The organism is Sphaerisporangium rhizosphaerae, from assembly GCF_042665155.1.
Taxonomy (GTDB): domain Bacteria; phylum Actinomycetota; class Actinomycetes; order Streptosporangiales; family Streptosporangiaceae; genus Sphaerisporangium; species Sphaerisporangium rhizosphaerae.
Map to the genome: position 1 here is coordinate 100,038 of NZ_JBHTCG010000011.1, position 26,939 is coordinate 126,976.

At 71.2% G+C, this 26,939-nt stretch carries 20 protein-coding genes; 8 read left to right on the forward strand and 12 right to left on the reverse strand.

The genetic code is table 11. From position 1 onward, the window contains the following. The first annotated feature begins 521 nt into the window (after positions 1–521). Positions 522–3,401 (forward strand): helix-turn-helix transcriptional regulator, encoded by a 2,880-nt coding sequence (locus ACFQSB_RS18540; RefSeq protein WP_380827915.1) that lies wholly within the window; start codon positions 522–524, stop codon positions 3,399–3,401. A gap of 44 nt (positions 3,402–3,445) precedes the next feature. On the opposite strand, the gene ACFQSB_RS18545 is transcribed toward ACFQSB_RS18540, so the two are convergent. The 3 genes from ACFQSB_RS18545 to ACFQSB_RS18555 all read right to left on the reverse strand — a co-directional run bounded on the left by ACFQSB_RS18545 (position 3,446) and on the right by ACFQSB_RS18555 (position 8,814). Then, the gene (locus ACFQSB_RS18545; RefSeq protein ID WP_380827917.1) at positions 3,446–4,900 is read right to left on the reverse strand and encodes a pectate lyase family protein; all 1,455 of its coding nucleotides are present in this window, start codon (positions 4,898–4,900) and stop codon (positions 3,446–3,448) included. Between the two features lie 378 nt (positions 4,901–5,278). Continuing rightward, positions 5,279–6,880, reverse strand: a complete 1,602-nt coding sequence (locus tag ACFQSB_RS18550; protein ID WP_380827919.1) for a glycosyltransferase family 39 protein — start codon at positions 6,878–6,880, stop codon at positions 5,279–5,281. 380 nt (positions 6,881–7,260) lie between these two features. Next, positions 7,261–8,814, reverse strand: a complete 1,554-nt coding sequence (locus ACFQSB_RS18555) for a class I adenylate-forming enzyme family protein (protein ID WP_380827920.1) — start codon at positions 8,812–8,814, stop codon at positions 7,261–7,263. Positions 8,815–9,307: 493 nt separating this feature from the next. Here ACFQSB_RS18555 and ACFQSB_RS18560 point away from each other — a divergent pair, with 493 nt between their 5' ends. Further along, complete coding sequence (locus ACFQSB_RS18560; RefSeq protein ID WP_380827921.1) at positions 9,308–10,453, forward strand: sensor histidine kinase; 1,146 nt, start codon at positions 9,308–9,310, stop codon at positions 10,451–10,453. Continuing rightward, positions 10,450–11,124 carry a response regulator transcription factor gene (locus tag ACFQSB_RS18565; protein WP_354921658.1) on the forward strand — a complete coding sequence of 225 codons (675 nt, stop codon included), beginning with the start codon at positions 10,450–10,452 and terminating at the stop codon, positions 11,122–11,124. Before ACFQSB_RS18560 ends, ACFQSB_RS18565 begins: the two co-directional genes overlap by 4 nt. Before the next feature lie 160 nt (positions 11,125–11,284). Here ACFQSB_RS18565 and ACFQSB_RS18570 read toward each other — a convergent pair whose 3' ends face one another. From ACFQSB_RS18570 to ACFQSB_RS18585, 4 genes are all read right to left on the reverse strand, one after another. Beyond that, positions 11,285–12,460, reverse strand: a complete 1,176-nt coding sequence (locus ACFQSB_RS18570) for an RNA polymerase sigma factor (protein WP_380827922.1) — start codon at positions 12,458–12,460, stop codon at positions 11,285–11,287. A 61-nt stretch (positions 12,461–12,521) separates the two neighbouring features. Continuing rightward, a complete protein-coding gene (locus tag ACFQSB_RS18575; protein WP_380827923.1) occupies positions 12,522–12,860 on the reverse strand; it encodes a YciI family protein in 339 nt (112 codons plus the stop codon). A gap of 66 nt (positions 12,861–12,926) precedes the next feature. After that, positions 12,927–13,496, reverse strand: a complete 570-nt coding sequence (locus tag ACFQSB_RS18580) for a dihydrofolate reductase family protein (protein ID WP_380827925.1) — start codon at positions 13,494–13,496, stop codon at positions 12,927–12,929. Positions 13,497–13,705: 209 nt separating this feature from the next. After that, entirely contained in the window at positions 13,706–14,104 is a 399-nt protein-coding gene (locus ACFQSB_RS18585) for a hypothetical protein (protein ID WP_354845709.1), read from the reverse strand. A gap of 167 nt (positions 14,105–14,271) precedes the next feature. Between ACFQSB_RS18585 and ACFQSB_RS18590 the strand changes: the two genes are divergently transcribed. Together ACFQSB_RS18590 and ACFQSB_RS18595 are read left to right on the forward strand one after the other, a co-directional pair. Then, positions 14,272–15,315: a medium chain dehydrogenase/reductase family protein gene (locus ACFQSB_RS18590; RefSeq protein WP_380827926.1), complete on the forward strand. Its 1,044-nt coding sequence runs from the start codon at positions 14,272–14,274 to the stop codon at positions 15,313–15,315. A 324-nt stretch (positions 15,316–15,639) separates the two neighbouring features. After that, positions 15,640–17,052: a M1 family metallopeptidase gene (locus ACFQSB_RS18595; RefSeq protein WP_380827928.1), complete on the forward strand. Its 1,413-nt coding sequence runs from the start codon at positions 15,640–15,642 to the stop codon at positions 17,050–17,052. Positions 17,053–17,164: 112 nt separating this feature from the next. On the opposite strand, the gene ACFQSB_RS18600 is transcribed toward ACFQSB_RS18595, so the two are convergent. Then, positions 17,165–17,443, reverse strand: coding sequence for a hypothetical protein (locus ACFQSB_RS18600; protein ID WP_380827929.1), 279 nt, complete (start codon positions 17,441–17,443; stop codon positions 17,165–17,167). 134 nt (positions 17,444–17,577) lie between these two features. Here ACFQSB_RS18600 and ACFQSB_RS18605 point away from each other — a divergent pair, with 134 nt between their 5' ends. The 3 genes from ACFQSB_RS18605 to ACFQSB_RS18615 are packed head-to-tail and all read left to right on the forward strand — an operon-like array spanning position 17,578 to position 20,838. Continuing rightward, the gene (locus ACFQSB_RS18605) at positions 17,578–18,753 is read left to right on the forward strand and encodes a tyrosine-type recombinase/integrase (protein WP_380827930.1); all 1,176 of its coding nucleotides are present in this window, start codon (positions 17,578–17,580) and stop codon (positions 18,751–18,753) included. Further along, positions 18,743–20,434: a tyrosine-type recombinase/integrase gene (locus ACFQSB_RS18610; protein WP_380827931.1), complete on the forward strand. Its 1,692-nt coding sequence runs from the start codon at positions 18,743–18,745 to the stop codon at positions 20,432–20,434. The genes ACFQSB_RS18605 and ACFQSB_RS18610 overlap by 11 nt, the downstream gene beginning before the upstream one ends. Beyond that, positions 20,431–20,838 (forward strand): DUF6262 family protein, encoded by a 408-nt coding sequence (locus ACFQSB_RS18615; RefSeq protein ID WP_380827933.1) that lies wholly within the window; start codon positions 20,431–20,433, stop codon positions 20,836–20,838. The genes ACFQSB_RS18610 and ACFQSB_RS18615 overlap by 4 nt, the downstream gene beginning before the upstream one ends. 95 nt (positions 20,839–20,933) lie before the next feature. On the opposite strand, the gene ACFQSB_RS18620 is transcribed toward ACFQSB_RS18615, so the two are convergent. The 4 genes from ACFQSB_RS18620 to ACFQSB_RS18635 all read right to left on the reverse strand — a co-directional run bounded on the left by ACFQSB_RS18620 (position 20,934) and on the right by ACFQSB_RS18635 (position 26,270). Continuing rightward, positions 20,934–22,016, reverse strand: coding sequence for a protein kinase family protein (locus tag ACFQSB_RS18620; RefSeq protein ID WP_380827934.1), 1,083 nt, complete (start codon positions 22,014–22,016; stop codon positions 20,934–20,936). A gap of 156 nt (positions 22,017–22,172) precedes the next feature. Continuing rightward, positions 22,173–22,571 (reverse strand): hypothetical protein, encoded by a 399-nt coding sequence (locus ACFQSB_RS18625; RefSeq protein WP_380827936.1) that lies wholly within the window; start codon positions 22,569–22,571, stop codon positions 22,173–22,175. A gap of 326 nt (positions 22,572–22,897) precedes the next feature. Further along, positions 22,898–24,556: a carbamoyltransferase C-terminal domain-containing protein gene (locus ACFQSB_RS18630; RefSeq protein ID WP_380827938.1), complete on the reverse strand. Its 1,659-nt coding sequence runs from the start codon at positions 24,554–24,556 to the stop codon at positions 22,898–22,900. 487 nt (positions 24,557–25,043) lie between these two features. Next, positions 25,044–26,270, reverse strand: a complete 1,227-nt coding sequence (locus ACFQSB_RS18635) for an arabinan endo-1,5-alpha-L-arabinosidase (protein WP_380827939.1) — start codon at positions 26,268–26,270, stop codon at positions 25,044–25,046. Between the last annotated feature and the right edge of the window lie 669 nt (positions 26,271–26,939).

Below are 26,939 nucleotides of genomic sequence, written 5' to 3' on the forward strand. Positions count from 1 at the left end.
CGGCCCGGACCCGGCACGGGATGCCGGTGGCCGTTCTCCCGCCCCGTGGAGCCCGCCGGCGACGCTTCGCACCGTGCCGGTGCGGCTCGGGCCTGGTCGTCGCGGCCGGCGGTCAAAGACAGGCCGGGCAGCAGGCGTGCGAGGCCTTTGGCGGCGACCATCCAGGTGAGCAGGGTGCACACAGGCCACAGGAGGATCGGCCATGCGCTGGACAGGTCCACATCGCCCTCCGTTTCGAATGAGTTCGAGGGATGTCAGGCTTCGAGTGGGCCGGGAGGCGCCGCAGACGGTGCACCGCTGACGTTTCTCAGTCGCGCTCGGCCAAAAGGAGTCCCAAGGGAGCCCTTTCGTGTCGTCTCACCCGCGGAGATGAGTCAACGGATACGAGCTTGGACCGCAAAGAAGAACCCCGTATCGCGCATCTGTGTAACGTTGCGGCTCCGGGCCCGGCACGGGCGATCCGCGGGCCGACCTGGCAGGGTGGTGTTGCGGGGCCGATGCGCCTGCTGTCTCATGGACCTATGGGGGAGGTGTCCCACGATGTCCTGACGGCAGGTGGGCCCGGCTCCGATGCGTCGTCGTGGCCCGGCTGGCGTGGCCGGGGGCGAGAGTGGGAGCTCATCGCCAGGCTGCTCCGGGCGGCCCGGGCGAGCAGGGGCGGGGTCCTGCTCGTCGAGGGCCCACCGGGGGTCGGGAAGAGCCGCATGCTCGACGTGGCCGCCTGCACCGCGCTGCGGCGGGGGTTCCGGACGGCCCGCGGCTTCGCGGACGTGCTGACCCAGATGATGCCGCTGGCGCCGCTTCTGTCGGCGCTCGGAGAACCCGGCCGCTCGCCTCCCCCGGGCATGGACACGGGTCTGCCCGGTGCGACCGATCAACGGTTGTCGTTGCTGGCGGACCTGCACGAGCCGCTGGAGACGATGGTGGCGCACGGGCCCGTACTCGTGACCCTGGACGACCTGCACTGGGCCGACCCGATGACCCTGCTGGCCCTGCGGTCGCTGACGCGGGATTTCTCCTCCTCCCCGCTCGTCTGGATGCTGGCGCGTACGAGCGGCGGCGGCGACGTCGCCCGCGTCGACCGCCTGTTCCAGGTGCTCGAAGGTGACGGCGCGACGCGGGTCGCGCTGACGGCCCTGGACGAGCGAGCGGTGACCGAGGTGGTCACCGACGTCCTCGGGGCGGTGCCCGAGCCGGACGTGCTGGCCCTGGCCGAGATAACGGACGCCACCCCCTTCCCGCTCGTCGACCTCCTCACGAAGATCAAGAGCGAGGGCGGGTTCCGGATCGCCGATGGTCGCGCGCGGATGGTCTCGACGCTGCCGCCGGCTCAGGAGGTGACGCGAAGGCGCCTGGAGGAGCTGTCCGCCCCGACCAGGCGTCTGCTCCAGGTCGCCGCGGTCCTGGGCCGTTCGCTGCCGGTGAAGGACCTGGCCGAGATGCTCGGCGAGGCGACGGGCGAGCTGCTGCCCATGCTGGAGGAGGCGACGGCGGCGGGCATCATCGACTGCACCGGGCGCGAGCTGGCGTTCCGGCACGACCTGCTGTGGGAGGCCGTGACGGCGACCCTGCCGCCCGCCGTGGGGCGCGCCCTGCACCAGGAGGCAGGGGAGATGCTGCTCAGGCGAGGCGGGTCGGCCGTTCCCGCCGCCGCGCACCTCATGCGCAGTGCCGGTCGCGGTGACGCGCGCGCACTGCTCGGGCTGGACCGGGCGGCGCGGGAGGTGCTGCGGTCCTCGCCGCACACCGCCGCCTATCTCGCCAGGCGGGCGCTCGACCTGACCGAGCCCACCGACCCCGGCTGGCTCGGTCGTGCGGCCACGGCGGTCGACGCCCTGACGACCACGGGGCGGCTGCCCGAGGCGGCCGGGCTCGCCCGCTCCGCGCTGGCAAGGGCGCCCTCGGCGCAGGAGCCCCGGCTGCGCTGCGCCCTGGCGTACATCATGCTGCTCAGCGGACGGCCGGCGGACGCGCTGGCGGAGGCCGAGAACGTGCTGGCACAGGAGGACATACCCGACGACCTCGGCGGCATCGCCGAGTGGACGGTGTTCTGGGCGCTCATCTCGCTCAACGACCTGCGCAAGGGACGGCCGCGGGCGGAGGCCGTCCTCGCCGACCGCGACCGGCACTCCGACGCCGCCGTCGTCGGGGCTCTGCTGCTGCGCGCCCGGTGCGCCATGGTCGACGGCCGGGTCGCGGACTCCTTCGAGCACCTGCACGAGGCGCTGCGCATCGCGGGCGGCGGCGCCGTCGAAGCCATCCAGCGCCCGTACGCCCGCCTGTTGCTGAGCCTCAACCACAGGTGCGTGTACCAGTTCGAGGCGGCCGACATGGCCATCCAGACGGCCCAGGAGGAGATCGAGACCCTCGGGGTGAGCGTGCTCGCCGCGCAACCCGCGTTGTTCCGCGCGCGGGTGCGGCTGGCCACCGGCCGCTTCGACGACGCCGAGGCCGAGGCTCAGGCCGCGATGGCGATCGCGGACGACATGGGCACCCAGGGGTTCATCCGCCTCGGGCTGTCGATACTGGCCTACGTCGCCGTGCGGCGCGGCGACGTCGACGCCGCGACCCAGCACATCAGGAGATACCGGTGCCAACCCGGCACGGCTGGAATGCTGTTCGGATCGGCGTGGGAAGGGTGGGTCGAGGCCGTGGTCGCCGAGGCCCAGGGTGACCTCGGACGGGCGGTGGAGATCCTCGAACCCACCTACACCGACGCGGAAGGACAACGCTGGACGCTGCTCACCGCTCCCCTCTCAGCGGCCTGTATGACCAGGCTGGCGCTGGCCACGGGGAACCGCCCGTACGCGCAGAGCATCGTCGACACGGCGGACCACCTTGAACGGACCAACCCCTCCTACCCCGTCCTGGCCACCGTGGCCGCGCACGCCCGGGGGCTGCTCCACGGAGACCCCGCGGACCTGGCCTTCGCCGCCGTGAACCATCCCCAGACGTGGGCGCGCGCCTCGGCCGCCGAGGACCTCGGGGCCCTGCTGATCACCACGCCCGACGCCCCCCGCGCCCGTGAGCGGGCCATCGAAGGTCTCGACCAGGCGCTCGACGGCTACCTGCGCATCGGCGCGCTGCGGGACGCGGCGCGGGTGCGGGCGAGGCTGCGCGCGATGGGCGTGCGGCGCCGGCACTGGGCCCAGCCGCAGCGGCAGGCCTTCGGGTGGGACAGCCTCTCGGAGACCGAACGCGCGGTGGCGGAGCTGATCGCCCGAGGTCTGACCAACCGCCAGGCCGCCGCGCGGATGTTCCTGTCCCCGCACACCGTCTCCACCCACCTTCGCCGGATCTTCGCCAAGCTCGACATCGCATCGCGCGCCGAACTGGCCCGCATCTGCGCCGAGAAGAAGCAGTGGCGCCCCGGTGGAGACGCCGAAGGCCCCGGAACCTGAGGAACAGGTCCGAGGCCCTCGGTCGCCGGTTCTGCCGGCGGCGGTCAGATCTTGCCGGTGCCCGCGTTCGCGAGGACGGTCGTCTTCACGCCGCTGGGCGTGTCGACGGTGTAGGAGTAGGGGATGGAGTTGACGCTGCCGGCGGTCTGCGGCGCGCCCGAGTTCACCAGGTAGTTGTTGCGCGCGACGATCGAGCCGCCCGGCGAGGAGCCCTCACTGGTGTGGGTGGGCTCGGCGACGTTCTCGAAGTAGTTGCCCTCGACCAGGACGCCGGCGCCACAGGTGGAGGCGACGCCGTAGCTGTAGTCGGTGTAGGAGGAGCTCTTGTAGTAGTAGTTGTTGAACACGTGGATCGGGTTGCCGAAGCGGACGCGCGGGTTGCGCTGGGCGCAGGTCTGGAACGCGTTGTGGTGGTAGGTCACCCGCAGGTGGCCGGTGTCCTCCGACGCGTTGCTGTCACTGTGGCCCACCAGCGAGCACTTGACGTGGTCGTGCAGCTTGTTCCACGAGACGGTGACGTAGTCGGCGCCGTGGGTGATGTCCAGCAGCCCGTCGTAGTAGTCGGTGCCGTGGCTGGTGTCGCTGGACAGGTCGTTGTGGTCGAACCACAGCCGGGTGGAGTGGTCGACGTGGATCGCGTCGCCGTTGCCGTTGTCGGCCAGGACCTTTGAGATCTTCATGTTGCGGACGATGACGTTACTGACGTCCCTGATGTTGAGGCCGCAGCCGGTCAGTCCGGAGTTCGAGCCGACACCGAGGACGGTGGTGTTGGAACCCACCCGCACGTCGGCGGAGCAGCTGAAGTTGCCGTTGACCTGGACGGTCTTGGCGCCGTTGCCCGAGACCGCGCTCGTGAGCGCGCTCAGGGAGGTGACGGTGGTCGTGGCGCCGCCGGCGCCGCCGGTGGTGCCCCCGCCCTGTGTCGCCCAGCCGACCAGTCCGGTGGGGGGCGGCGCCGTCGGGGTGGGCGTGGGCGTCGGCGTGGGGGTCGGCGAGGGCGGCGGGGTGGGAGTGGGGGTCGGCGTGGGGAAGCGCGTCGGGGTCGAGCTCGGCGTGGGGGTGCCGCCGACGCCTCCCGTGCAGGTGACGCCATTGAGGGTGAACGACCCGGGCACGGGGTTGGAGGAGGTCCAGGTGCCCTGGAAGCCGATCGCGACGGCGCCGCCGGTGGCCAGCGAGCCGTTGTAGGAGACGTTCGTCGCGGTGACCTGGCTCCCGCTCTGGGAGAAGGTGGCGCTCCAGCCGGTGGTGACCTGCTGGCCGGCGCCGAAGGACCAGCCCAGGGACCAGCTCGTCAGCGGATCGCCGAGGTTGGTCACCTCGACGTTGGCGGTGAATCCGCCGGGCCATTGCGAGGCGACGGCGTAGGTGACCTTGCAGCCGGTCGCGGCGTCGGCCTGGGAGGTCAAGGTCGCGAGTCCGGCCGCGGCGACGACCATCGCCGTGACCGCGTTGAAGATGGCGAGGCGACGCCGTCGCATGGGGGGCCGAGAGAGCAAGGACCGCTCCTTTGCGTGATGAGAGACGATGGGACCTGCGCACCGCCCGGCGCGTGGATGCCGGCGGCGGGACAGCCCGTGACCGGGCTACGTCCCGGGCCGCTGTTGTTAGCGCTCACATTCGAGCGCGCACCTCCGTGGCCGAGGCGGCGCGGGGCCGGCCTCGATCCCGTTACGCGGGTGCCGTTCACACCTCTGTACGGCATTCACGAAAGAGAACATGGGCGTAGTTACGGCCGCCGGGAGTCGCCGGTCAACCTCCGCGCCGTCCGCTGCGGGAGCGGGCACTGATCCGTGCTGGTGAGAACCCGGGGACGGGGCCCCCGGCCGGTGAAACATTCAGCGACGCGGCGGCCGCGTCCCGCGGGCGGTCGGCGGTCACCCCGGGCAGTGGGCGCCGGCGATGGACCTGCCGGCGTCCGCGTTGCCGAGAGAGGCCGCCGTCCTCCAGTCGGCGCAGGCGGCGCCGGTGTCGCCGAGGCCGGCTTCGGCGAGCCCCCGGAGGTGGTAGTCCTCCACCAGGCCGGGGTCATGGCCGATGGCGGTGGACAGGTCCGCCCGCGCGCCCGCGTAATCCTTCAGCGCGAGTCTGGTCCTGCCGCGCTCGCTGTAGCCGGGGGCGAAGGTCGGCAGCCGTGACACCACGTAGTCGAGCTTGGACAGCGCCGCCGCGTAGTCGCCGTTCTGGTACCTGATCAGGCCCAGGTAGTAATAGGCGAGCATGAAATCGCGGTCGAGGGCGATGGTGGCCTCGAAATCCGGTGCCGCGCCGGTGTAGTCGCCGGCGGTGTACCTGGCGATGCCCCGGCTGTTGTGCGCGAACGCCACTCCGGGCTCTTTGGCGATGGCGTCGCTCATGATGGTCTCGGTGTCCTTCCAGGCCATGTTCCTGGTGATCGTCAGCGTGGCGAACAGCACGGCGAACACCGCCATCGCCCCGGTCACCGCGATGCGCGGAACCCGGTCGCGGTGCTGGAACGCCTTCTCCGCGAAGTGAGCCGCGATGAGGAACAGGCCGAGATAGGGCAGATACGCGTACCTGTTGGCGTGGTAGTTGTCGATGAGCAGCACGGCCTGCGTGAGCGCGATGCCGACCGCGAAGAACGCCAGCCCGAACACCACGACCTTGCGCGACGACCTGGGCACGAGCAGGGCCGCCACCACCGCCGCCAGCACGAGCGGGGAGAGCAGGACGAACCACGGCAGGGGTTTTCCGGGGTATTCGTAGGCGAGCGACAGATGGAAGGGGCCGACGAGCTGCACCAGATAATCGACCACCGCCGAACAGGCGACGAAGAAACGATCGACGACGGTGTAGTCGCGGGGCGGCACCACATCCTGCCGCGCGGTGAGCGCGACCAGCCCCATGGCGGCGGCGATGACCAGGAACGGGACCTTCTCCAGAAACGAACGCCGGCTCGGCCGGCGGCCCTTGAGGAAATCGACGAGGAACAGCACCAGGGGAAGCACGACAGCGGTCGACTTCGACAACGTGGCCAGCCCGAAAAGCGCCGCCGACCACGCCAGCGGTCCCCAGCGCCTCGAGTCGAGGTGACGCAGGTAGGCCAGCAGCGCGGCCAGGGAGAACAGCGTCGCCAGCAGATTGCTGCGGGCGGAGATCCAGGCGACGGTGTCCACGTTCACGGGATGGACCGCGAAGGCCGCCGCCACGAAAGCGGCCGGGAACACCCGCTCGGTCAGCCCGCGGACCAGCAGGAACACCAGCACCACGTTGGCGAGGTGCAGCAGCACGTTGGTGAAGTGGTAGACGCCCATCGCGCCCTGGCCGACCAGATGGTCGATCGCGTACGACGCGTACACCAGTGGTGTGTACATCGACTGCAGCGGGGTGGTGAACCAGTGGCCGATGGCGGCCCCGTCGACTTCGCGGATGGACACGTTGTCCACCACGCTCTCGGGATCGTCGAAATAGATGAAGCCGTTGCCGATGCCGTTGGCGTGCACGACGAAGGCGGCCACGACGATCGCGGACAGAATCCAGTGCCACGGGAGGCGATCGCGCCGCGCGGCGGCGGACGTACGGCCGCCGGCGCCGCGAGCGTCACGACCACCGCGAGCGTTCGGGGCATCGCGACCATTGCGAGCGTTCCGAGTGTTGCGACCATTGCGGCGGACGGCCGGGCGAGCGGGCGTCATCACATCTCCTGTGAGCGTCGTCGCTGTCGCGCGTCACAGTACGGTATTCCGCGTCGCGCCGGAACACGCGCGGAGTCGATTCCGCCGAACCGCCATTCCGTCGATAGGTGAATCAACTCCCCTGGCCCCGGAATGGCGGGAAGCGAAAGGCCCCGGACATCTCCGGGGCCTCGCGGCGGCGGTGCCTTCGCGCGCCGTTCGGGTCAGCTCTCCGCCGGGCCGTACTGCTCCAACAGGGCGCGCTTGTCCGGTTTTCCACTGGCCGCGACCGGCACGGTGGACACCGTCGTGATCGTCCGCGGGACGCTGTCCGCGCCGAGGTCGGCCCGCACCAGCTCGGTCAGCGCGCCGGGGTCGGGGGCGCGGCCGGCGGCCGGCACGACGAACGCGTGGACGGCCTCCCCCGTCCGCTCGTCCGGCGCGCCGGTCACGTACGCCTCGGCCACGTCGGGGTGGGCGGCCAGGACGCGCTCGATGGGCCCGGCGTACACCACCATCGCGTTGACCATGATGACGTCCCTGATCCGGCCGACCAGGTGCAGCAGGCCGTTCTCGTCCAGGTGGCCGAGGTCGCGCGTGCGCAGCAGGCCGTCACGCAGCACCTCGGCGGTCTCCTCCGGACGTCCCCAGTAGCCCGCCATCAGGTACGGGGTGCGGACGTGGATCTCGCCGGTCCGCCCCGTGGGGACCGGACGGCCCTCCTCGTCGCGCACGCTGATCTCGACACCGGGGTGCGGCGGGCCCACCGAGGCAGGCGCGCGGTCCGGGAAGCGGGCGAGGTCGTCGGGGGTCAGGATGGAGATCAGGCCGGACTCGGTCATCCCGTACCCGTGGTAGACCACCGGGCCCAGCCGCTCCACCGCCTCGGTCAGCCGGTGCGCGCTGATCGAGGACCCGCCGACCATCACCGCGCGCAGGCTGCCGACGTCGACCCGCTCATCGCGGAGCACGTCGAGCATGGCGCACAGCCGGGGCGCGGCCATGACCGAGCCGGTGATGCGATGACGCTCGATCGCGTACGGGAACAGCGGCCCGCCGTCCTCCTCGGGGATCACCGCGGTGCCGCCGCCGAGCAGGCACAGCATCACGTAGTCCAGGATGACCGTGGCGGACAGCGTGCCGAACAGCAGGAAGCGCTGGAAGGACCCGGCCAGCGCGGTCGCGATCGGCGACCAGTTCCGCGGGTGCCATGACCAGTGCGCGCCGAGCGCGCGGTAGGTCACCCCGCAGCCCTTGGGCTCGCCCGTGCTGCCGCTGGTGAAGATCAGCAGCGCCACGTCCTCCGGCCGGGCCGTGACCTGGAGCGGGCCGCCGTCGCCGGGGTGTTCGAGGAGGTCCGCCGCGCCCGCGACGGGTCCGAGCGAGAGCATCGTGGCCGGTCCGGCGGCCTGGAACAGCTCCGGCGTCGCCGTCGAGGCGTCGATGATCACCGCGTCGATGTCCATGCCGAACACGTGGGCGAGCAGGCGGGGGGTGTAGCCGGGACGTACGCACAGGACGCGGCAGCCCAGCGCGTGCGCGGCCATGTGCGCGGCGAACGCCTCCGGCGAGACGCCCGCGCGGATGGCGACCCCCCGGCCGGGACCGAGGCCCGCGTCGCGCAGCGCGGCGGCCAGCCGCCCGATGAGATCCAGCAGCTCCCCCCGCGAGACGCGCCTGTCCCCCTGTTCGAAGGCCGTGCCGCCGGGCGAGGTCCGCAGCGCCTCCAGCAGCGGGTACGGGAACGGCGGCTCGGCCGACTCGGCGGAATCGTGCATGCCCGGCTCCTCTTGTCCCAGACCGTCGAAACGTCGGTAACGACCCGATCGGCGGAAGTATCGGTATATGACCGGCTTATCGTTCAGCAATGGTAGGCGTCAGAGATCGAAAAGGGGCCGGAACGCTCACGTCACCGCGACGGAGTCCGCGGGTGTTATATCGGTGTTAGGTCCCGCGGACCATCCTGGTGCTCTCGACGTGCCCGCGGATGGACCAGTGCGCACACCGCGACGCCGGGAGGCACGGGACCGGGCGACGAGACCGCGTGGCGTTGCCGGTCACCGGCGCGGGCGGATCGACGCCGCGAGGGCCGGCGAGGATGCCATGCGGGGACGAGCGGGACCGGATGGTGAGGATGCTATGCCGCGAGAGGCGGGGCCGGTGGTGAGGTCGGAGCGCCGTGAGGAGCCGGGACGGCGCGAGAGGTCCGGACGGTCAGAGGGGTCGCCGCGCCATGAGGGGTCCCGGCGGCGCGAGGGGCCGGGGCGGACGGTGCGGTTGCGCATCACGATCTTGTATGCCGGCCTGTTCCTGATGTCGGGGATCGGCCTGCTGCTCCTTACGTACCTGCTGTCCAGCGGCAGCGCGACCTCCCACGCGCCCGGCATGGACGCCCCGGGGTCCGGTCTCGCCGTCGCCCAGGAGAGGATCCGCCGACTGGAGTCGGAGCTGGTCGGCGTCCACGCGCTCCAGTCGCGCCAGCTCCTGGTGGGCTCGCTCATCGCGCTGGTGGTGATGGCGGCGGTGTCGGTCGTGCTGGGCAACGCCGTCGCCGGCCGGGTGCTGCGCCCGGTGCGCACGATCACGGCGGCCACGCGGCGGATCTCCGCCGAGAACCTGCACGAGCGGCTGGCGGTGCCCGGCCCGGCCGATGAGGTCAAGGAGCTCGCCGACACCATCGACGGGCTGCTGGAACGCCTGGAGGCGTCCTTCGCCGCCCAGCGCCGCTTCGTCGCCAACGCCTCCCACGAGCTGCGGACGCCGCTGACGACGATGCGGGCCGCGCTGGACGTGGCCATGGCCAAGCCGCGGCCGGCGCCCCCGCAGACGGTCGCGCTCGCCGACCGGCTGCGCACCGAACTCGACCTGGTGGACCGCCTTCTGGAGGGCTTCCTCGTCCTGGCCCGCGCGGAACACGGAGCGCTCCCCGACCGGGCGGCGGTGTCGCTCGGCGACCTGGTCTCCGGCGCACTGGCCGCCCACGCCGCCGGCATCGCCGAGAAGAACCTGACCGTGGACGACGACGGCCTACGGGACACCCTGCCGATCCAGGGCAGCCCGACGCTGCTGACGCGCATGGCGGACAACCTGGTCGACAACGCCGTCGTCCACAACCAGGACGGCGGCTGGATCCGGGTCGCCACCCGTACCGAGGACGGCTCGGCGCGGCTGGCCGTGGAGACCGGCGGCCCGGTTCTGGACCCGCGGCACATCGCGCGGCTCGGCGAGCCGTTCCGGCGGCTCACCGCCGACCGGACCGGTTCCGAGACCGGCTCGGGCCTCGGCCTGTCGATCGTCGCCGCCGTCGCCGCCGCGCACGGCGGCCGCCTCGAACTGCACGCCCGCCCCGAGGGCGGCCTGCGCGTCACCGTCTCGCTGCCACTGCCGGCCGCCGTACCACGGGGCGCCGCCGCGTGAGGCTGCTGGTGGTCGAAGACGCTCTGTCGCTGGCCGAGGTCCTGGCCGAGGGGCTGCGCGACCAGGGCATGGCCGTCGACCTCGCGCACGACGGCCTGTCGGCCGCCACCAAGCTCGATCTCAACGCCTACGACGTCGTCGTCCTGGACCGCGACCTGCCCGGGATCCACGGCGACACGCTCTGCCAGATGATCACCGACCACGACGACCGGCCGATGGTCCTGATGCTCACCGCCGCCGGCTCCCCCGCCGACCGGGTCAGCGGCCTCACACAGGGGGCCGACGACTACCTGGCCAAGCCCTTCCACTTCCCCGAACTGGTGCTGCGCGTCCGCGCCCTGGCCCGCCGGCGCCCCGCCGCCCGGCCGCGGACGCTGCGCGCGGCCGGCATCGAACTCGATCCGCTGCGCCGCACGGCCACCCGCGACGGCCGGCGACTCGACCTGTCGGTCAAGGAGTTCGCGGTACTCGAGGCCCTCCTGCGGGCCGGCCCCGCGTTCCTGAGCGCGGAGGCCCTGCTCCAGCAGGTCTGGGACGAACACGCCGACCCGTTCACCAACACCGTCGCCGTCACCATCGGCCGGCTGCGCCGCAAACTCGGCGGCCCGCCGATCATCACCACGACCCCCGGCGTCGGCTACCGCGTCACCGATCCGGACGACGCGCCGTAGACGCGGCCCCGGAGCCCCCCCCGAAGCGACGGGCGGCATATCAGCGTTCGCCCAGGCGACAGGAGGCATGTCGGCGTTCACCTGAGCGACAAGCGGCATGTCGACGTTCACCCAAGCGGCAAGCGGCATGTCGGCGTTCGCCCGACGTGGCGGGCGGGTGTCAGAGTTCGCCGAGACGGCGGGTGAGGAAGCGGCGTTCGGGGTCGGTGGTGGCCAGCGCGAGCGCCCTGCGGTACGCCGCCCGCGCGGCCGGGACGTCGTGCAGGCGGCGCAGGAGCTCGGCCCGGGTGGAGTGGAAGTACCGGTAGTCCTCCAGGGGAAGCGCGTCGACGATGGAGAGCGCCGCGCGCGGCCCCTCCACCTCGGCGACGGCCACGGCGCGGTTGAGTTCCACCACCGCCGAACCCGTCAGCTCCCGCAGGCGGGCATAGAGCGCCGCGACGGCCGGCCAGTCGATCGGCGCCTCGGTCTGCAGCACCGCGATGGCCGCCTGCACCGTGTACGCGCCGGCGCCGCCGAGCGCCACGGCGCGATCGAGCGACACCCGGCCCTCCTCGGCCTGGGCGGTGTTCCACAGCCCGCGGTCCTGTTCGTGGAGCAGGACGATCTCGCCGTCGCGCACGCGGGCCGCGCGGCGCGAGTCGTGCAGCAGCATCAGCGCCAGCAGCGCGAGTACCTCCGGTTCGCCGGGCATGAGCTCCACGAGCGTCCGGCACAGCCGCATCGCCTCGGCCGACAGGTCCGTCCGGCCGTCGCCGTACCCCTGGTTGAAGATCAGGTACAGCACCGCGAGCACCGTGGCCAGGCGGGAGGGCAGAAGACGCTCCTGGGGGATCGCGAACGGGATCCCGGCCGCCTTGATCTTGACGCGCGCGCGGGTGAGCCGGCGCTTCATCGTCTCCTCGCCGACCAGGAACGCCCGGGCGATCTCGGAGGCGGACAGCCCGCCAAGAGCGCGCAGGGTGAGCGCGACCTGGGCCTCGGACGCCAGCGCCGGGTGGCAGCACATGAAGAACAGTTCGAGCCGTTCGTCGGGGATCGCCGTGTGGTCCATCGCCGCCTCCTCCGTCGTGGCCTCCGCGGCGTCCGGGCGGCCGAGCAACCGGATCTTCTCCGCGTGGGCACGGTCGCGGCGCAGGCGGTCGATCGCGCGGTTGCGCCCGGTCACGACGAGCCAGGCGCCCGGGTCGTCCGGCGGCCCGTCGCGGGTCCAGCGCTCGCCGGCGACGATGAACGCCTCCTGCGCGGCCTCCTCCGCCACGTCGATGTCGCCGGTGAAGCGCACCAGCGCGGCGACCACCCGTGCCCACTGGTCGCGGAAGACCTCCTCGATCACCGGCCGCCGCCCCGCCGGCGAAGGCTCCACCGGCGGTCGGGTTCGCCGTGCCGGCCGGCGGTCATCGCTCCGCCAGCGGCCGCACCTCGACCGAGCCGCCGAGGCGGGCCGCGGGGATGCGGGCGGCGAGTTCCAGCGCCTCGTCCAGGTCGGCCGCCTCGACGAGGTAGAACCCGCCGAAGATCTCCTTGGTGTCGGCGAACGGCCCGTCGGTCAGCAGCGGCTCACCACCCTCGACGCGGACGGTGGTCGCGGTGCCGGCCGGCTGGAGCCGCTCGCCCGCGATCACGCGCACGTCCTGGCGCAACGCCGTGTACTCCGCGCCGATGGCGGCGCGCTCGTCGCCGCTGAGGCCGTCGTAGGCCCCGGGACGTTCGTTGATCAGCAGCGCGTATCTCACCGATGTTCTCCCTGTGGGCCGTCGTCTCGCCGTGTCGTCATTTTGGCGTGCATGCGCGGGCGGCCGTCACGCCGTGGCGTCGCGGTCGTAGACGAGAAGGGCGGCCTGGCCCACGCGTTCGGCGGAGGCCAGGGTCAGGCCGCGGGGCCGCCCGGCCGCTCCGAACAGGCGCCGGCCCTCGCCGATCACGTCCGGGAACACCAGCAGCCGGTACTGGTCGACCAGGTCGTGCTCGGTCAGCGTGTCGACCACGCCGGGGCTGCCCGCGACCACGATGTCCTGCTTTTGGCGACGCTCAGCCACTTCCTCGACCCAGTCGCCCCGAAGGAGGGCGGAATTTCCCCACTCCTGCACCTGGTCTCGTGATTGCGAGACGACGAGCTTGGGCACCGCGTTCATCCTGCGGGAGAACTCGTCGTCCCGCGATGGCCAGATGCGGGAGAACAGCTCCCAGGTGCCGCGTCCCAGCAGCATGGCTCCGGTGTCCAGCACCTCTCCCAGCCTGAACTTGTCCCCCGCCACCGACTCGGGGCCGTGGCGGAACGCCCATCCTCCCCACGGCGTGCCGCCCGCGCCGTCCGGGTCCTCGACCACCCCGTCGAGCGAGACGAACTCGATGACGATCACCTGACTCATGTCCTCGAACCTCCTGTGCTCGGTCGCCGGCCACAGGACGAGCCGGAACGGCGGAAGGGGACAGGCGACCGATGTGATCCCGGTCACACCGGCCGCGAGTCGCCACAGGGGGCCAAGGCGCCGTTCGAGCCCGGGCGAATGGTTCCCGGCCCGGGCTCGGCGTTCGGTGCGCGCGGGCCGCCGCAGGCGACGTCCGTGCGCGTCGAGGATCAGCAGAGGAAGGCGCCACAGACGGCCGGGAGCACCGCGGTGACCGAGAGGGTGCCGGATCCGGGCACCCCCACCGACGTGACGAACTCGCGGTCACGGGCGGCGGCGCGCACGGACAGGTCGCAGAACGGGGTGGTGGAGTTGCAGCCGCCGACGACCTTGGTGCCCGAGGGCACGTGCCAGTCGTAGCCGCTCGCCGGACCACCCTGTACCGCGTTGTCGATCACGTAGCTCGACGCGGCCCGGAACGTGCCGCAGACGTTCGTGCTCGACCCGCTGGTGGACGGGATGACCTGGCACGACAGCGAGGCGGACGCGGCGGACGCGGGGGTCGCCAGGACCGCCGCCGCGAACAGGGCTACGAGTCCGAACAGCGACAGGGAGATGGTTCTTGGCACGGGAGGTTTCTCCTTAGAGGGGGAACTGGTCTCACCCTCGAGGCGTTCCATGCCGTTCCATCGCCCCTGGCGGCGCGGCCGCGCGCAGGCCCTCCTCTTGCCATGTACCGATTTTCAGGTACTCTAACTTTAGTTAGAGGCTATAACTACGACTGAGGAGACGGGCCATGGAGACGACCGAGATCGTGCTCGCCGGGGTCGGGGAGCCGGAGGCGATGCTGGTGCGCAGCAGGGAGCTGCCCGCGCCGGGGGCCGGACAGGCGGTGGTGCGGGTGGAGGCGAGCGGGGTGTCGTTCGCCGAGCAGCAGATGCGCCGGGGCAAGTACTACGACCAGCCGGCCTTCCCCTTCGTCCCCGGGTACGACCTGGTCGGCGTCGTGGAGGCCCTCGGCGGCCGGGCTGCCCCGGGCGCTGACGGCTCGCCCGTGGAGGTGGGGCAGCGGGTCGCGGCGCTGACCAAGATCGGCGGGTGGGCCGATCGCGTCGTGCTCGACGTGGCCGACCTGGTCCCGGTGCCGGACGGGGTGAGCGCGGCCGAGGCCGAGACCATCGTGGTCAACGGCGTCACCGCCTGGCGCATGCTGCACCGCACGGCCCGGGTGCGGGCCGGTCGGACGATCGTCGTGCTCGGCGCGAACGGCGGGGTGGGCTCGACGCTGGTCCAGCTCGCCCGGCACGCCGGCGTCCGGGTCATCGGCACGGCCTCGCCGCGCGGTCACGACCGGCTGCGGGAGCTCGGCGCGATCCCCGTCGACTACCACGACGACGTGCCCGCCCGCGTGCGTGAGCTGGCCCCCGAGGGCGTGGCGGCGGTGTTCGACCACGTCGGCGGCCCGGGCATCGCCGGCTCCTGGCGGATGCTGGCGCGCGGCGGCACGCTGGTGTCCTACGGCAGCGCGTCCACCCGCGACAAGCCGGGCAGCGGCACACTGGCCGTGCTCAAGCTGGTGGCCCGGCTGGCGGCCTGGAATCATCTGCCGAACGGACGCGGCGCGCACTTCTTCAACCTGTGGGCCGGCAAGGCCCGCCACCTGGACCGCTACCGCGCCGAGCTGCGCGCCGACCTCGGCCGGCTGTTCGCCATGCTGGCCGCCGGGAGCATCACGGCGCAGGTGGCCCGCACCTTCCCGCTGACCGAGGCGGCGGCGGCGCTGCGCTTCGCGGAGGCCGGCGGGTTCACCGGCAAGGTCGTCCTGGTGCCGTCGGAGTGAGATCCGGCGAGGGGCGGCGGCCCGGCCGAGGACGTAACGAGAAGTTCACAACCGGCGGGACGGGGTGCGGTGACCCATGGGAGCCTGGACGCCTCGGGGTGCCGTACCCCCTGCGGACCAGCGCTTCTCGCGGACCGCACCCGTGCGGGCGACCATCCGTTCTGGGGTAGAAAGCGGGGAAAGTTGCTTTTCGGGGGGTTCAGTGGATCTTGACCGGTTTAAGGGGGGTTTGTACGATCCGACCTGGATCGCACGTGGCGTCCACATGCTCCGCTCCCTCAGGAACCGGCCGGTTCCGGCCGGGAGCGTCCAGAGAGGAATTCGATGAGGTCTCGTGGTCTGCGGGGAGCCGCCGTCGTGGCGGGGCTGTCCGTCCTGGTCTGCGCCCCACCCGCCTTCGCCGCCCCCGGCGACCCCGGCGGGCCGCGGTACTCGGCTGGCGCGCCCAGCGTCGGGGACCCGTACTTCCCCTCCGAGGGCAACGGCGGCTACGACGTACGGCACTACGACGTCGTCTTCTCCTACGACCCGGCCACCAAGCGCATGGACGCCACCACGACGATCACCGCGGTGGCGACCCAGGACCTCGACCGGTTCGACCTGGACTTCCGCGGCCCCGAGATCGGCTCCCTCACCGTCGGCAAGCACCCGGCGTCGTTCAGGCGGGAGGGACAGGAGCTCGTCGTCACCCCGCGGCCCAAGCTGAAGAACGGCGAGCGGTTCACCGTCCAGGTCAAGTACGCGGGCACGCCGCCGGTCATCACCGACCCCGACGACTCCATCGAGGGCTGGGTGCCCACCGACGACGGCGCGTTCGTCCCGGGCGAGCCGCAGGGGTCGCCGGCCTGGCTGCCCGGCAACGACCACCCGACGGACAAGGCGACGTTCACCTTCCACGCGACCGTGCCCGAGGGCATCACCGTCGTCGGCAACGGGCAGTTGCTGTCGCAGACGACCACCGGCGGCAGGACGACCTTCGTGTGGGACTCCACCGAGCCGATGGCGACCTACCTGGCCACGGTGACCCTCGGCAGATTCCAGGTCGCCAGGTCGGTCACCCCGAGCGGCGTCCCGGTCTACACCGCCGTGGACCCGCAGCTCGCGAGCCAGTCGGCGGCCACCGTCGCCCGCATCCCCGACATCGTCGAGTACTTCTCCTCGCTGTTCGGCCCCTACCCCTTCGCCTCGACCGGCGCGATCATCGACAAGGCGCCGGACGTCGGCTACGCCCTGGAGAGCCAGACCAAGCCGATCTTCTCCAGCGCGCCGAGCCTCGGCACCATGGCCCACGAGCTCGCCCACCAGTGGTTCGGCGACAGCGTGTCGCTGAAGCGCTGGTCCGACATCTGGCTCAACGAGGGCTTCGCGACCTACGCCCAGTGGCTGTGGACCGAGCACAACGGCGGCGCCACCGCGCAACAGACCTTCGACAGCGCGAGCAACTACGGGCGCGCGGCCACCTCGTCGTTCTGGCAGACCGTCCTGACCGACCCCGGGCCGGTCGACATGTTCGGCAACGTGCCCTACAACCGGGGCGCGATGACGCTGCACGCGCTGCGCGGCAAGATCGGCGACGCGGCGTTCTTCACGCTGCTCAAGGACTGGGCCACCACGCACAAGTACGGCAACGCCACCACCGCCGACTTCGTGGCCGCGGCGCAGAGCGCGTCCGGCAAGGACCTCAAGGGCTTCTTCGACGTGTGGCTGTACCAGAAGGGCAAGCCGGCCACCTGGTGACCGCCGGCCCCCGCGCGACGGCGTCCCGCACGAGCGGGGCGCCTTTCGCCTTCCACGGGCAGGCGCCGCCCACCCCTCGCGGGCGTGGGCGGCGCCGCGGCGTCCGGGACGGTCAGCAGGAGTTGAGCATGGAGGTGAGCGCGGACTTCTCGGCGCTCTGCAGGGTGAGGCTGTAGTACCACTTCACCTGGATCCAGGCGCGGGCGTAGGTGCACCAGAACGCGGTGCGCGAGGGCTTCCACGTGGTCGGGTCCTGGTCGCCCTTGGCCTGGTTGACGTTGTCGGTGACCGCCCACAGCTCGGGCCCGCCGAGGTCGTTGGCGTAGGTCTGCCGCTGGGCCGTGGTCCAGGCCCACGCCCCGGACCGCCACGCCTCGGCGAGGGGCACCATGTGTTATCCGCACCCTCGTACTGCTGCCGTTGACGTATGTGACGGCCACCTTAGCCGTCGATTGCTCTCTGTGAGCGTTGCGTTATCCGGTGTAGCGATATGCTCCGCTGACAGCGACGACATGGGGAGCGGAGTTGGCAACCACACAGCGGGTGACAACCGGGGAGGGACCTACGTGGACGGTCCTCGCCGGCGACTTTCGAGTCGCGGAGCCGGTCGAGCAGTACTTGGAGTACCTGCGGTCGACTGACTGTTCACCCAACACGATCAAGAGCTACTCGAAGGGCCTTGCGCTGTGGTGGTCCTTTCTGGAACAGCGTGTGCAAACGTGGGACGCGGTCGGCGTGACAGAACTCGGCACATTCGTCGGGCACTTGCGTCGTAAGAGCGTGGCGGAGGATGTCGTTCTTCTTCGTAGTCAGGAGCGGGTGGCTGACGCGACGGTGGCGAGCCGGGTTCGGGCGGTAATGGGTTTCTACCGGTACCACGCTGCGCGTGGCGTGGAGGTCGCGGGCCGGTTGTACGAGACGGTGCACTCCCGTCCGGGAAGCTACCTGCCGTTCCTGGAGCATGTGGCGCGCAAGCATGGCCGACGTTCGAGCGTGGTGAGGGTACGGGTCAGGACGAAACCCGTCCCGATCCTCCTGCCGGAACAGATGGCGTCACTGCGAACAGCGGAGGCGTCCTGGGATGCCGCTGAGGGGGCGTGGTCGGGCGAACTGCGGTACCGGTTGCTGTGGACGCTGCTGGAGGAGACCGGACTGCGACTCGGCGAGGCTCTCGGGCTACGCCATTGTGACTGGAAGACCGGTACGGGTACGACTGCGCAGGTCGAGGTCGAGCGACGCGAGGACCACCCACGCGGGCTGCGAGCCAAGAGCGGCTACCGGCGGATCTTCATCGGCTCGGCACTGGACCGTCTCTACGGCGACTGGGTGTGGGCGCTGTGCGAGGCAGGCGCCGACGTGGAGCTGGATAACTGGGACAGAGCGTACATCTTCTGCAATCTCCACCGTGGGCGTCGTTTCGCCCCGCTGAGTCCCGAGAGCGTCTACAAGCATCTGGGCGCCAGGAAGCGCCAACTGCCTTCCCTGCCGGCGCAGATGACGCCTCACTGGTATCGCCACACGCATGCTACAGCGCTGCTGTTGGCGGGAGTGCCGATGCACGTGGTCAGTCGGAGACTCGGACACGCCGACATCCAGACCACGATCAACGCCTATGCCCACGTGACCGAGGACGCAGAGCTTCGAGCGTGTGCGGACTGGCAGAAGATCACCGAGTCCTGGGGAAGCTCGCATGAAGGCTGAACCGACCATCACGTCTGCCGCACGGGCTCGAGCGCTGCCGTCGCCGCGGACCGCGGAGCGCAAGCGGCACGACAAGCGGGATCCGCGCCTGCCGATCGCCAAGCTCTTCACCGAAGAGAGCACGGATTGGTTCCGTGAGGCCGCTCAGTGGTGGCTGTCGGTGCAACTCTCGACGGAGCGGTACGTATGGTCGTCCGTGAAGAGCAGGCTGGACCATCTCAAGTGGTTCCAGTGGTACATCGACCAAGTCGGATGTGCCGGGCCTCAACTCGTTGACTCCCCGGAGAAGCTGCGGCCGTGGCTACGTGGATTCGTGGACTCCCTGAACAGCCACACCGCGATGACCGGGCCGAACAAGGGCGGCAAACTCGCGAAGAACAGCCGCCGGGGCCCGCTGGTGACCGTCGAAGCGTTCTACCGCTGGATGTACGACAATCGCGCTGAGGCCGTCTCGGTGCTCGGCGATCCGCGCTGGTCCAGACTCGGACTCCAGCACACCGTCCTGTTCCGGCTGGAGGACAAGCCCAGGCTGACCAACAAGCTCCCGGACGACATGGTGCTGGAAGACGAGGTGATCAGCCAGATCGCCGCAGGCTCTGGCGTCCTGGCCGCCCCTAAGGACGAGGACGGCCAGGACGATCGGCAGGCATTTCACGCGCTCATGTTGCTGATCCGGACCGGCCGCCGGATGAACGAGATCCTGATGATGGACTTCGAACCCCTGCTGCCGCTCCTTACCGTGGGCAAGCAGGACGGCAAGGAGCCGGACGGCTTCGTCGCCCGGCTCAAGTATCAGCAGACGAAGATCGTCGGCGGTGATCCGCCGACGATCCCAGTGGACCAGGAGATCGTCGACATCATCCGCCTCCAACAGCAGTGGGCCCGCGAGTTCATCGCTGCGCACGGCGCTCCGGAGGCCACGGACCCGCGCTACCTCTTCCTGCAGACCAAGAACAATCGCCTCGGACTCAGGCCCTATGCCTCAGCCACGTTCCACAGTCGGCTCAGCGCGCTGACCGAGAGGCTGTCGATCATCGACAGCGTCGGCCGCGCGGTCAAGATCTCCAAGACGCACACCTTTCGGCACACCCGAGCGACCGACCTGATCAACGCCGGAGTTCCGATCCACGTCGTCATGCGCTACCTCGGGCATCTCACGCCGACCATGACCATGCACTACGCCAAGACTCTCGCGGTCACCGCGGAGCGCGAGTTCCTGCGCTACAAGAAGGTCACCGCCGACGGCAGGACGGCCGCCGTCGAGCCGAGTGACCTCTACGACCTCCTCCACTTGAACCAGCGCGCTGACAGAGTGCTCCCGAACGGCTGGTGCATGCTGCCACCCAAGCAGGTCTGCTCCAAGGGAAACGCCTGCTTGACCTGCGACAAGTTCGTCACTGACGCCAGCCATCGCGACGAACTCGGGCACCAACTGGCCCAGACGGAGGCCCTGATCACCCACCGCCAGACACAGTTCACCGCCCGCCACGGCCAACCCATGGGCGAGGACAACATCTGGCTCGCCAGCCGCCTCGCGGAGATGCGTGCCCTGAACAAGGTGCTGGTCACTCTCGACCAGATCGGCGTCCACGACGACGGACAACTCCGTGCGCTCCGGGGAGCGGGCGCGAGCGACCGGCCAGAGCTACCCACCGCGCAGACGAGGGAGCCCACCGTATGAGCCCGCTGCCGGAGCACCTGCAACAGGCCACCCGCTCGCGCACCGAGGCAGCGGAGAAGCACGCCCGCGCCGCTCTCACGCAACTGGCCAAGGCCGGGGAACCCGTCACTTTCACCGCGGTCGCCCGCGAAGCAGCGGTGAGCACCGACTTCCTCTACAAGCATCCGGAACTCCGCACCCTGATCGAACGGCACCGCATGAAGGGTGGTCACGTCCCCGGCACACGTCCTCCCGAGACCGGGCCTCCATCGACATCGGCCGCCGTACGAGCGCTGAGCGCTCGTCTCGCTCAGCAACGGCAGGCCTACCAGGAGGAGGTCTCCCTGCTGCGCAAGGCCCTGGAGGTCGCGCAGGGCGAGAACCTCACGCTGCGGCGGCGACTCGCTCAATACGAGGCGGACTGACTGCCCGCTGCGTTTCGCCGCTGTTCAGGCATGGCCCTGCGGAGACCTGCGGGCCCGGCGCGGCCATGCCGTGCACGAGCCCAGAAGATCTCGCCTCAGTGGGGAGCTGTGGCCACCGTGTCCAGGGCGCGCTTGATCTGGGCGGCCGGAAACGGCGTCCGCTTGCTCTCTACGTGCAGACGGCGATGGAACTCGTCCAAGATGACGACGGCTCGAGCATGCCGGTCGATGATCGCGGCGATCTCGAGCGGGACGCCATCGGGCTGCCGGCCCGTGACCCACTCACGGAGGTATGCCTCGTGTCCCGTCTCGCCGCGCAGGCCCTCGAGCAGATGGTGGCGGAGGAGATGACTCGCGGTGTAGCAGCGGTCGTAGGCCAGATGGCTCGACAGGAACTCGGCCTCAACCGGTGAGAGTTCGAATCCGGAGCTCAAAGCAAGTCCGAAGTCCGCGAAGTAGAGAAGTCGGCCGTCGGTCAGGACATTGGAGAAATGGGCGTCGAAGTGGATGAGCCCACGCGAGCTCATGAAGGCGCTCCCACGGGCCAGGGCTTGCTCCACCCACGTGTAAGGCGAGCCGTCCCCACCCTCGGTCGCGGCATCCCTGTGGCCGTCCAGCCATGCGGCGAGTGTCTGCGGTACGTGTTCCAGGAAGAGCACCAGGCTGGACGAAGACAGGCTGATGGCCTCCAAGCGCCGGCGAACGGCCGACGAACCCTCCCAGTGCGTGACCATCCCGTCGACACCCCCGAACTCGTCAGCGAACCCCCCGGGAGGAGAGTCGGGCAGGATCCGCCAGTGGTACATCAGCGGAAAGCCCTCGTACTCGTTTCCGAGGACCCAATTGGTGGTCATGCTGTGTACAGCCAGTTCCCGCCAGGCCCCGAACCCGGCCGAGCCCACCCCGTACTGATAGAACATCGGCAGCCCGAAGAGGTTCGCCGTCGACCGTGCGTTCTCCGGCCGCAACTCGATGTCCGTCAATGGAACCCGCTTGACGAAGACCCGCGTCCCATCGATATCCAGCTCCGCCGACCTGCCGCCGATGCCGGACCCGAGCGGGGCGGCGGCGGCCACGATCTCGGCGAGCCGGCGGTCACTCAGCAGGGACAGGCGTGTGGCTACGGTCCCATAAGCAGCGAGGCGCGCGGCATACCGCAGGTCTGAGCGGTGCGACATCGACGGCCCCTCGGTGCCCCAACCAGGGCGTCGGTGATCTCGCGAACGTGACCGACCGTATCAATCGAGGTGCCGTTCAGGCGCCGGCCGCCGTGCTCGCTCTTGCGTATGGGCCTACTCGGCAGAGTTGTCAGCGGTATGCCGACGAGACTCTGATCAGGGTAAATGCATGATCCAAACTGTCGCAGGCACAGATACCATGTGGTCGATGTCGACGTCCGCGGCCGAGCTCCAGGTGGCCCCGTCGTAGGGGCTGTACCAACTGCCCGAGACGGCGGCGCAGCTCGAGTCGGTGCCCACGTTCGTGCCGTCGCGCTTGAGCACGGTCTCCCGGGTGTTGCAGGCGCCCGAGATGGTGATCCAGTGCGGGAACAGGTCCCGGTTGTAGGTGGACTGGTGGGACTCGGCCGCGACGGTCAGCGCGGCCAGTCGCGAGGCGGCGGTGGCGGCGGAGGGGATGTTGGGCGGGGTGGCCCCGGCGGGGCCGGTGGTGAGGGTCAGGGTGAGGACGACGGTGGCGAGGGCGGCGAGGGCGCCGGTGAAGACCCGTCTCACGAGCCTCTCCTTCTGCCTGCTCTCCGGCCAGGTGGGGGGTCCTGGTCGTGAACGGAGAAGTCAGACAGCTCGGAGAGTCGCTAAATCTGACAGACGTTGAAATGTCAGCTTTTTATTGCGCAAGCGCTCCACATTCATTACATATCGCCCTTAACCGTCAGACCACCACAACTGGCCTCGTCATTCGCATGATGCGGCGCCCGCCGCGCGCCGCCGGGAGCGGCCAACGGCATGTGAAAGTTGGGTGAACCGGCGGTCGCCGGCCGCCCCGAGCGCCGCCCGGCGGCGTCCGGGCGGTGCGACGGGTGCGTGGCGCCTCGCGCCGGTCAGCCGTCGCCGCTCAGGTCCACCAGGCGGTCCTCCAGGATGAGGAAGTCCAGGCCGATCGCCCGGGCGGAGCGCACGGCGCCCTCGGCGTCGTCGACGATCGGCTCTTCCCGGGTGTTGAAGGAGGTGTTGATCGCCACGGCCGGTGCGCCGCTCGCGCGCAACCGGTCGAGCACGTCCCACACCACCCCGTCCTCACGGCCGATCATCTGCGGGCGCGCGGTGCCGTCGACGTGCACGCCGGCCGGGGCCTCCTTGGCGCCGAGGTCGGTCATCAGGCTGGCGCCCACCATGTAGCGGTGCAGCGGGCTGGCCTCCCAGTGTCGTCCCTCGCTCTCGGCCAGGCCCACCGGGCCGAGCGGCCGCCACAACTCGCGGCCCTTGGCGCGGTTGAGCCGGTCGCGCATCCGGTCGTCGGTGGCCGCCGCGATGATCGAACGGTGGCACAGCGCGCGGGGGCCGATCTCGGCCCGCCCGGTGACGACGCCGCCCATCCGGCCGGCCAGCAGCCAGCGGGCGACGGTCTCGGGCAGCACCTCCCGGGCCGCGAGCCCGTGCCGCGCGAGCGCCTCGTCGATCTCCCGGGGCCGCACCCGCCGGCCCAGGTACGGGCTGAGCGGGGCGCGGGGACGGGCGGGCGGCGCCACCGCCCAGGCCGAGCCGAGCGACACGCCCGCGTCGTGCGGCACCGGCGGCACGTACACCGGCGGCGGCAGCAGGCCGTTGGAGGAGCAGTTCAGCGCGACGCCGCCGGACAGGCACAGGACGTCGTGCCCGGTCACCTCCCTGGCCCGGCGCGCGAGCATCGCCATGACCTCCTGCAGGCTCGCCTGGGCGCTCCAGGCGAGCCGGACGGCGTCCTCGTCGCCGTCCAGCGTGGCCGGGTCGCCGTCGCGCCGCCGGAAGCCGATGCGGGCGAAGTGGTCCCACCAGGCGCGCATCACGTCGCGGTGCGGAGCGCCGGACGGCAGGTGGAAGGGAGGCGAGAAGGCGCCGGCGCACACCTCGAAGATCGGCCAGCGGTCGGCGCCGCGGGCCTTGCCGTACGCGGCGAGCCCCATGGTCTTGCCCGCCTCGAGGAACGACAACCCGATGGTCCTGGAGACCGCGTCGTACATCAGCCCCAGCGAGTGCGGGATGGGCCAGCGCTCGCGACGCACCAGCATCCGGCCGTAGCGGGCGTCGTAGATCGAGACGCTCTCGTCGTCGCCGTTGCCGTCGACCACCAGGACGGCCGCCTCGGCGTGCCCGGAGGCGTAGAAGGACGCGCAGGCGTGGGCGAGGTGGTGCGGGACGAAGACGACCTCGGGGTGGCGGGCCGCGTCGACCCGCCATCCGAGCGCGGTGGCGAGCCAGTCGCGGCTGTCGCCGAACCGCCACGGCCGGCCGAGCACCGGCGGGTCGAGGCCGAGGTCGTCGCGCGCCGAGTGCCGGGGCATGTCCCAGCCGACGGTGACGACGTCCACGTCGGCCGCGGTGATGCCGGCCATGTCCAGGCACGCCTGGGCCGCGCGGGCGGGGTACTCGCGCAGGCCGTGCTTGACGCGGCTGACCCGCTCCTGTTCCACCAGCGCGTGGACCACCCCGTCGCCGTCCACCAGGCAGGCGGCCACGTCGTGCCAGCCGACCGCGGGTGCGTTGAGCCCGAGGACCCACATGTCACTGGGGCGCGCGGACGTGGCCGCGGGAGGGGAGGTGGAGCGCCACCGTGAAAGGCTCTCCGCTTTCCGGCGTCGCCAATTCGGGCCGGTCGATTTCATGCACGAGTCGAAGCACCCCTGTGTCGGGAGAATCGGAGGGCGGGCACGAAGAAAGCGCCGGCCGTCGCACTGTCAAGGCGGAGGCGGGCACCCTGTCGGAGGGCGATCATCCCGAGGCTACTCCGCATCGAGGGATCATAACGACGGCGTCACGCTCCGAGCAATATGGATATGACACAGGAAAAGCGATATGTGTTGCATTCATGGTCAAAGGGGTGGTGGACGGCGCCGTCCGATGAAAACTACATGCGGCCGGACACCGTGCGGGTTCGTGGCCGCGTCGGTGATCGCCACCTGGTGGCCGGCCACCGTCCCGGCCGGCCATGGCAAGGGCGTCGGCCGGGGCAACGGGGGACCGGACCGGGCCCGGTCCCCCTCATCCCGGTCAGTAGACGTAGGGCCAGCCGGCGGAGTCGTAGGCGAGAAGGTTGATGCCGAGCCGCGAGGCGCCGTTGTCGGCGTAGTAGTGGTAGACCAGCACGTCGGCGTCGACGTCGGTGAAGACGGCCTGGTGGCCGGGGCCGTGGATGCTCCCGTGCCCGGCGAGGATCTCGGTGCCGCCCCCGGAGGTCATCGCCACCCCGTTACGGTCGACGTAGGGTCCGGTGACGCTGGTCGAGCGGCCGACCATGACGCGGTAGGTGCTGGACGCGCCCCGGCAGCACAGGTCGAACGACACGTACAGGTAGTAGTACGAGCCGCGCCTGAAGATGTACGGCGCCTCGATCGCGCCGCCGTTGCGCCCGGCGATGGACCGGATGGTGGAGTCGGCCCGCTTGCCGGTGGCCGGGTCGATCCGGACGAGCTTGACGCCCGACCAGAACGAGCCGAACGACAGCCACCAGGCGCCCTGGCCGTCGACGACCAGGTTGGGGTCGATGGCGTTGAAGTTGTCGGAGGTCCGGGACTCGATGACCAGGCCCTGGTTGGTCCAGCTTCCCGAGGCGCCGGTCGTGCTGGTCGCCAGGAAGATCGCCGAGTGGTTGGAGCCGAAGGTGGAGGCCGAGTAGTACAGGTAGTACCGGCCGTTGCGGTAGGAGATGTCCGGCGCCCACAGGTTGCGGCTGCCGCCGGTGTAGGCCGTCGTCCAGGACGCGCCGCCCGGGAACACCGTGCCGGCGTCGCGGAAGGCCGTCCGGTCGGTGGAGGTCTTGATGGCGATGTTGTCGCCGGTGTGCACGAGGATGTAGCCGCCGGCGGGCGTCTTCACCATGGACGGGTCGTGCACCGAGATCGATCCGGTGACGTACCCGGGGTTGGGGTAGGCGGCGCGGGCCGCGAAGGGGGCGCCCCCGGCCGTGGTCCGCCGAGCGGCCTGTCCGAGGGGCGCACCGGCCGCCGACGCGGCGGTCGTACCTGCCGCACCCGTCGCGGACGCGGGCAGCGCAGCGGTCGCCTTCCCGGGCAGCGCAGCGGTCGCCTTCCCGGGCAGGGCAGCGGTCGCTTTCGCGGGCAGCGCAGCGGTCGCCTTCGCGGGCAGGGCGGGCGCGGACGTCGCGGCGTGCGCCGGGGCGGAGCCGCACAGGGCGGCGACCGCGACGGCCGCCGCCGCGAGCGTTCGGCGGAGGCGGCGGCGCGGGCCGGTTCTGGGCATGGAAGTCGAGGAGTTCATCCCTGGTCCTCATCCGTGGTTCGAGCGGCGCCGCCCGCGCCACGGCACAGGGCGAAGCGGGGCGGCAGGGACTCACCGGGGCAGGACGGCGGTCCGGCGCACAGGCGTGCCCGCGCGGGCACGCCGGGTCGGCGCCGGAGGAGGCGCGCCGCAGGTGGCGGGGCGTCGTGCCGGTGCCCGGCTTCCCGCGCCAGGCCGTCGCCCGCGGCCGTCGGTGCGGCCGGAGGGCGCCGTGAAGGGCCCGCCCCTGTCGGTGGAGGGGTGAGGCGGTGGCGACTGTACGTCCGCGATCACCGGCGCGCAACGGCCGGCGTGCCCCCGTCCCGCCATGCCCGCGTCGTCGCCCAGGCATGAGCCCAGATGCCGCCGGGGCGGCGCGCAGGCGGTGAGCGGCGGGTTCTCCGGCCGTCGGCGGCGCGTTCCGCGTGCGCCCGCAGGCGGCGCCGCGGCCGGGCACGGCCCGGCCGGCGGCTGTAAATTTCAGCCGCGGCGGACGGCGGGTTGACAGGCGCGCCGAGCCCGGGTTACGAAAAGGGCCCGCGCCAGGAAAAACGACGCACCTCGAGACTCTCGAATGTTAGCGCTAACAAAGCCGGTGTGACCCACCGGTCAGCGCCTACGCCCACCGGGACCCGTCCATCACGGCGTCCCCGGCGGGCGTCCCCCGGC

Bases quoted from the DNA above. Each gene is read 5' to 3' on its own strand.
- ACFQSB_RS18540 (WP_380827915.1), top strand. From the start codon at position 522: ATGGGGGAGGTGTCCCACGATGTCCTGACGGCAGGTGGGCCCGGCTCC.
- ACFQSB_RS18555 (WP_380827920.1), bottom strand. From the start codon at position 8,814: ATGCACGATTCCGCCGAGTCGGCCGAGCCGCCGTTCCCGTACCCGCTG.
- ACFQSB_RS18580 (WP_380827925.1), bottom strand. From the start codon at position 13,496: ATGAGTCAGGTGATCGTCATCGAGTTCGTCTCGCTCGACGGGGTGGTC.
- ACFQSB_RS18590 (WP_380827926.1), top strand. From the start codon at position 14,272: ATGGAGACGACCGAGATCGTGCTCGCCGGGGTCGGGGAGCCGGAGGCG.
- ACFQSB_RS18595 (WP_380827928.1), top strand. From the start codon at position 15,640: ATGAGGTCTCGTGGTCTGCGGGGAGCCGCCGTCGTGGCGGGGCTGTCC.
- ACFQSB_RS18600 (WP_380827929.1), bottom strand. From the start codon at position 17,443: ATGGTGCCCCTCGCCGAGGCGTGGCGGTCCGGGGCGTGGGCCTGGACC.
- ACFQSB_RS18610 (WP_380827931.1), top strand. From the start codon at position 18,743: ATGAAGGCTGAACCGACCATCACGTCTGCCGCACGGGCTCGAGCGCTG.
- ACFQSB_RS18615 (WP_380827933.1), top strand. From the start codon at position 20,431: ATGAGCCCGCTGCCGGAGCACCTGCAACAGGCCACCCGCTCGCGCACC.
- ACFQSB_RS18620 (WP_380827934.1), bottom strand. From the start codon at position 22,016: ATGTCGCACCGCTCAGACCTGCGGTATGCCGCGCGCCTCGCTGCTTAT.
- ACFQSB_RS18630 (WP_380827938.1), bottom strand. From the start codon at position 24,556: ATGTGGGTCCTCGGGCTCAACGCACCCGCGGTCGGCTGGCACGACGTG.
- ACFQSB_RS18635 (WP_380827939.1), bottom strand. From the start codon at position 26,270: ATGAACTCCTCGACTTCCATGCCCAGAACCGGCCCGCGCCGCCGCCTC.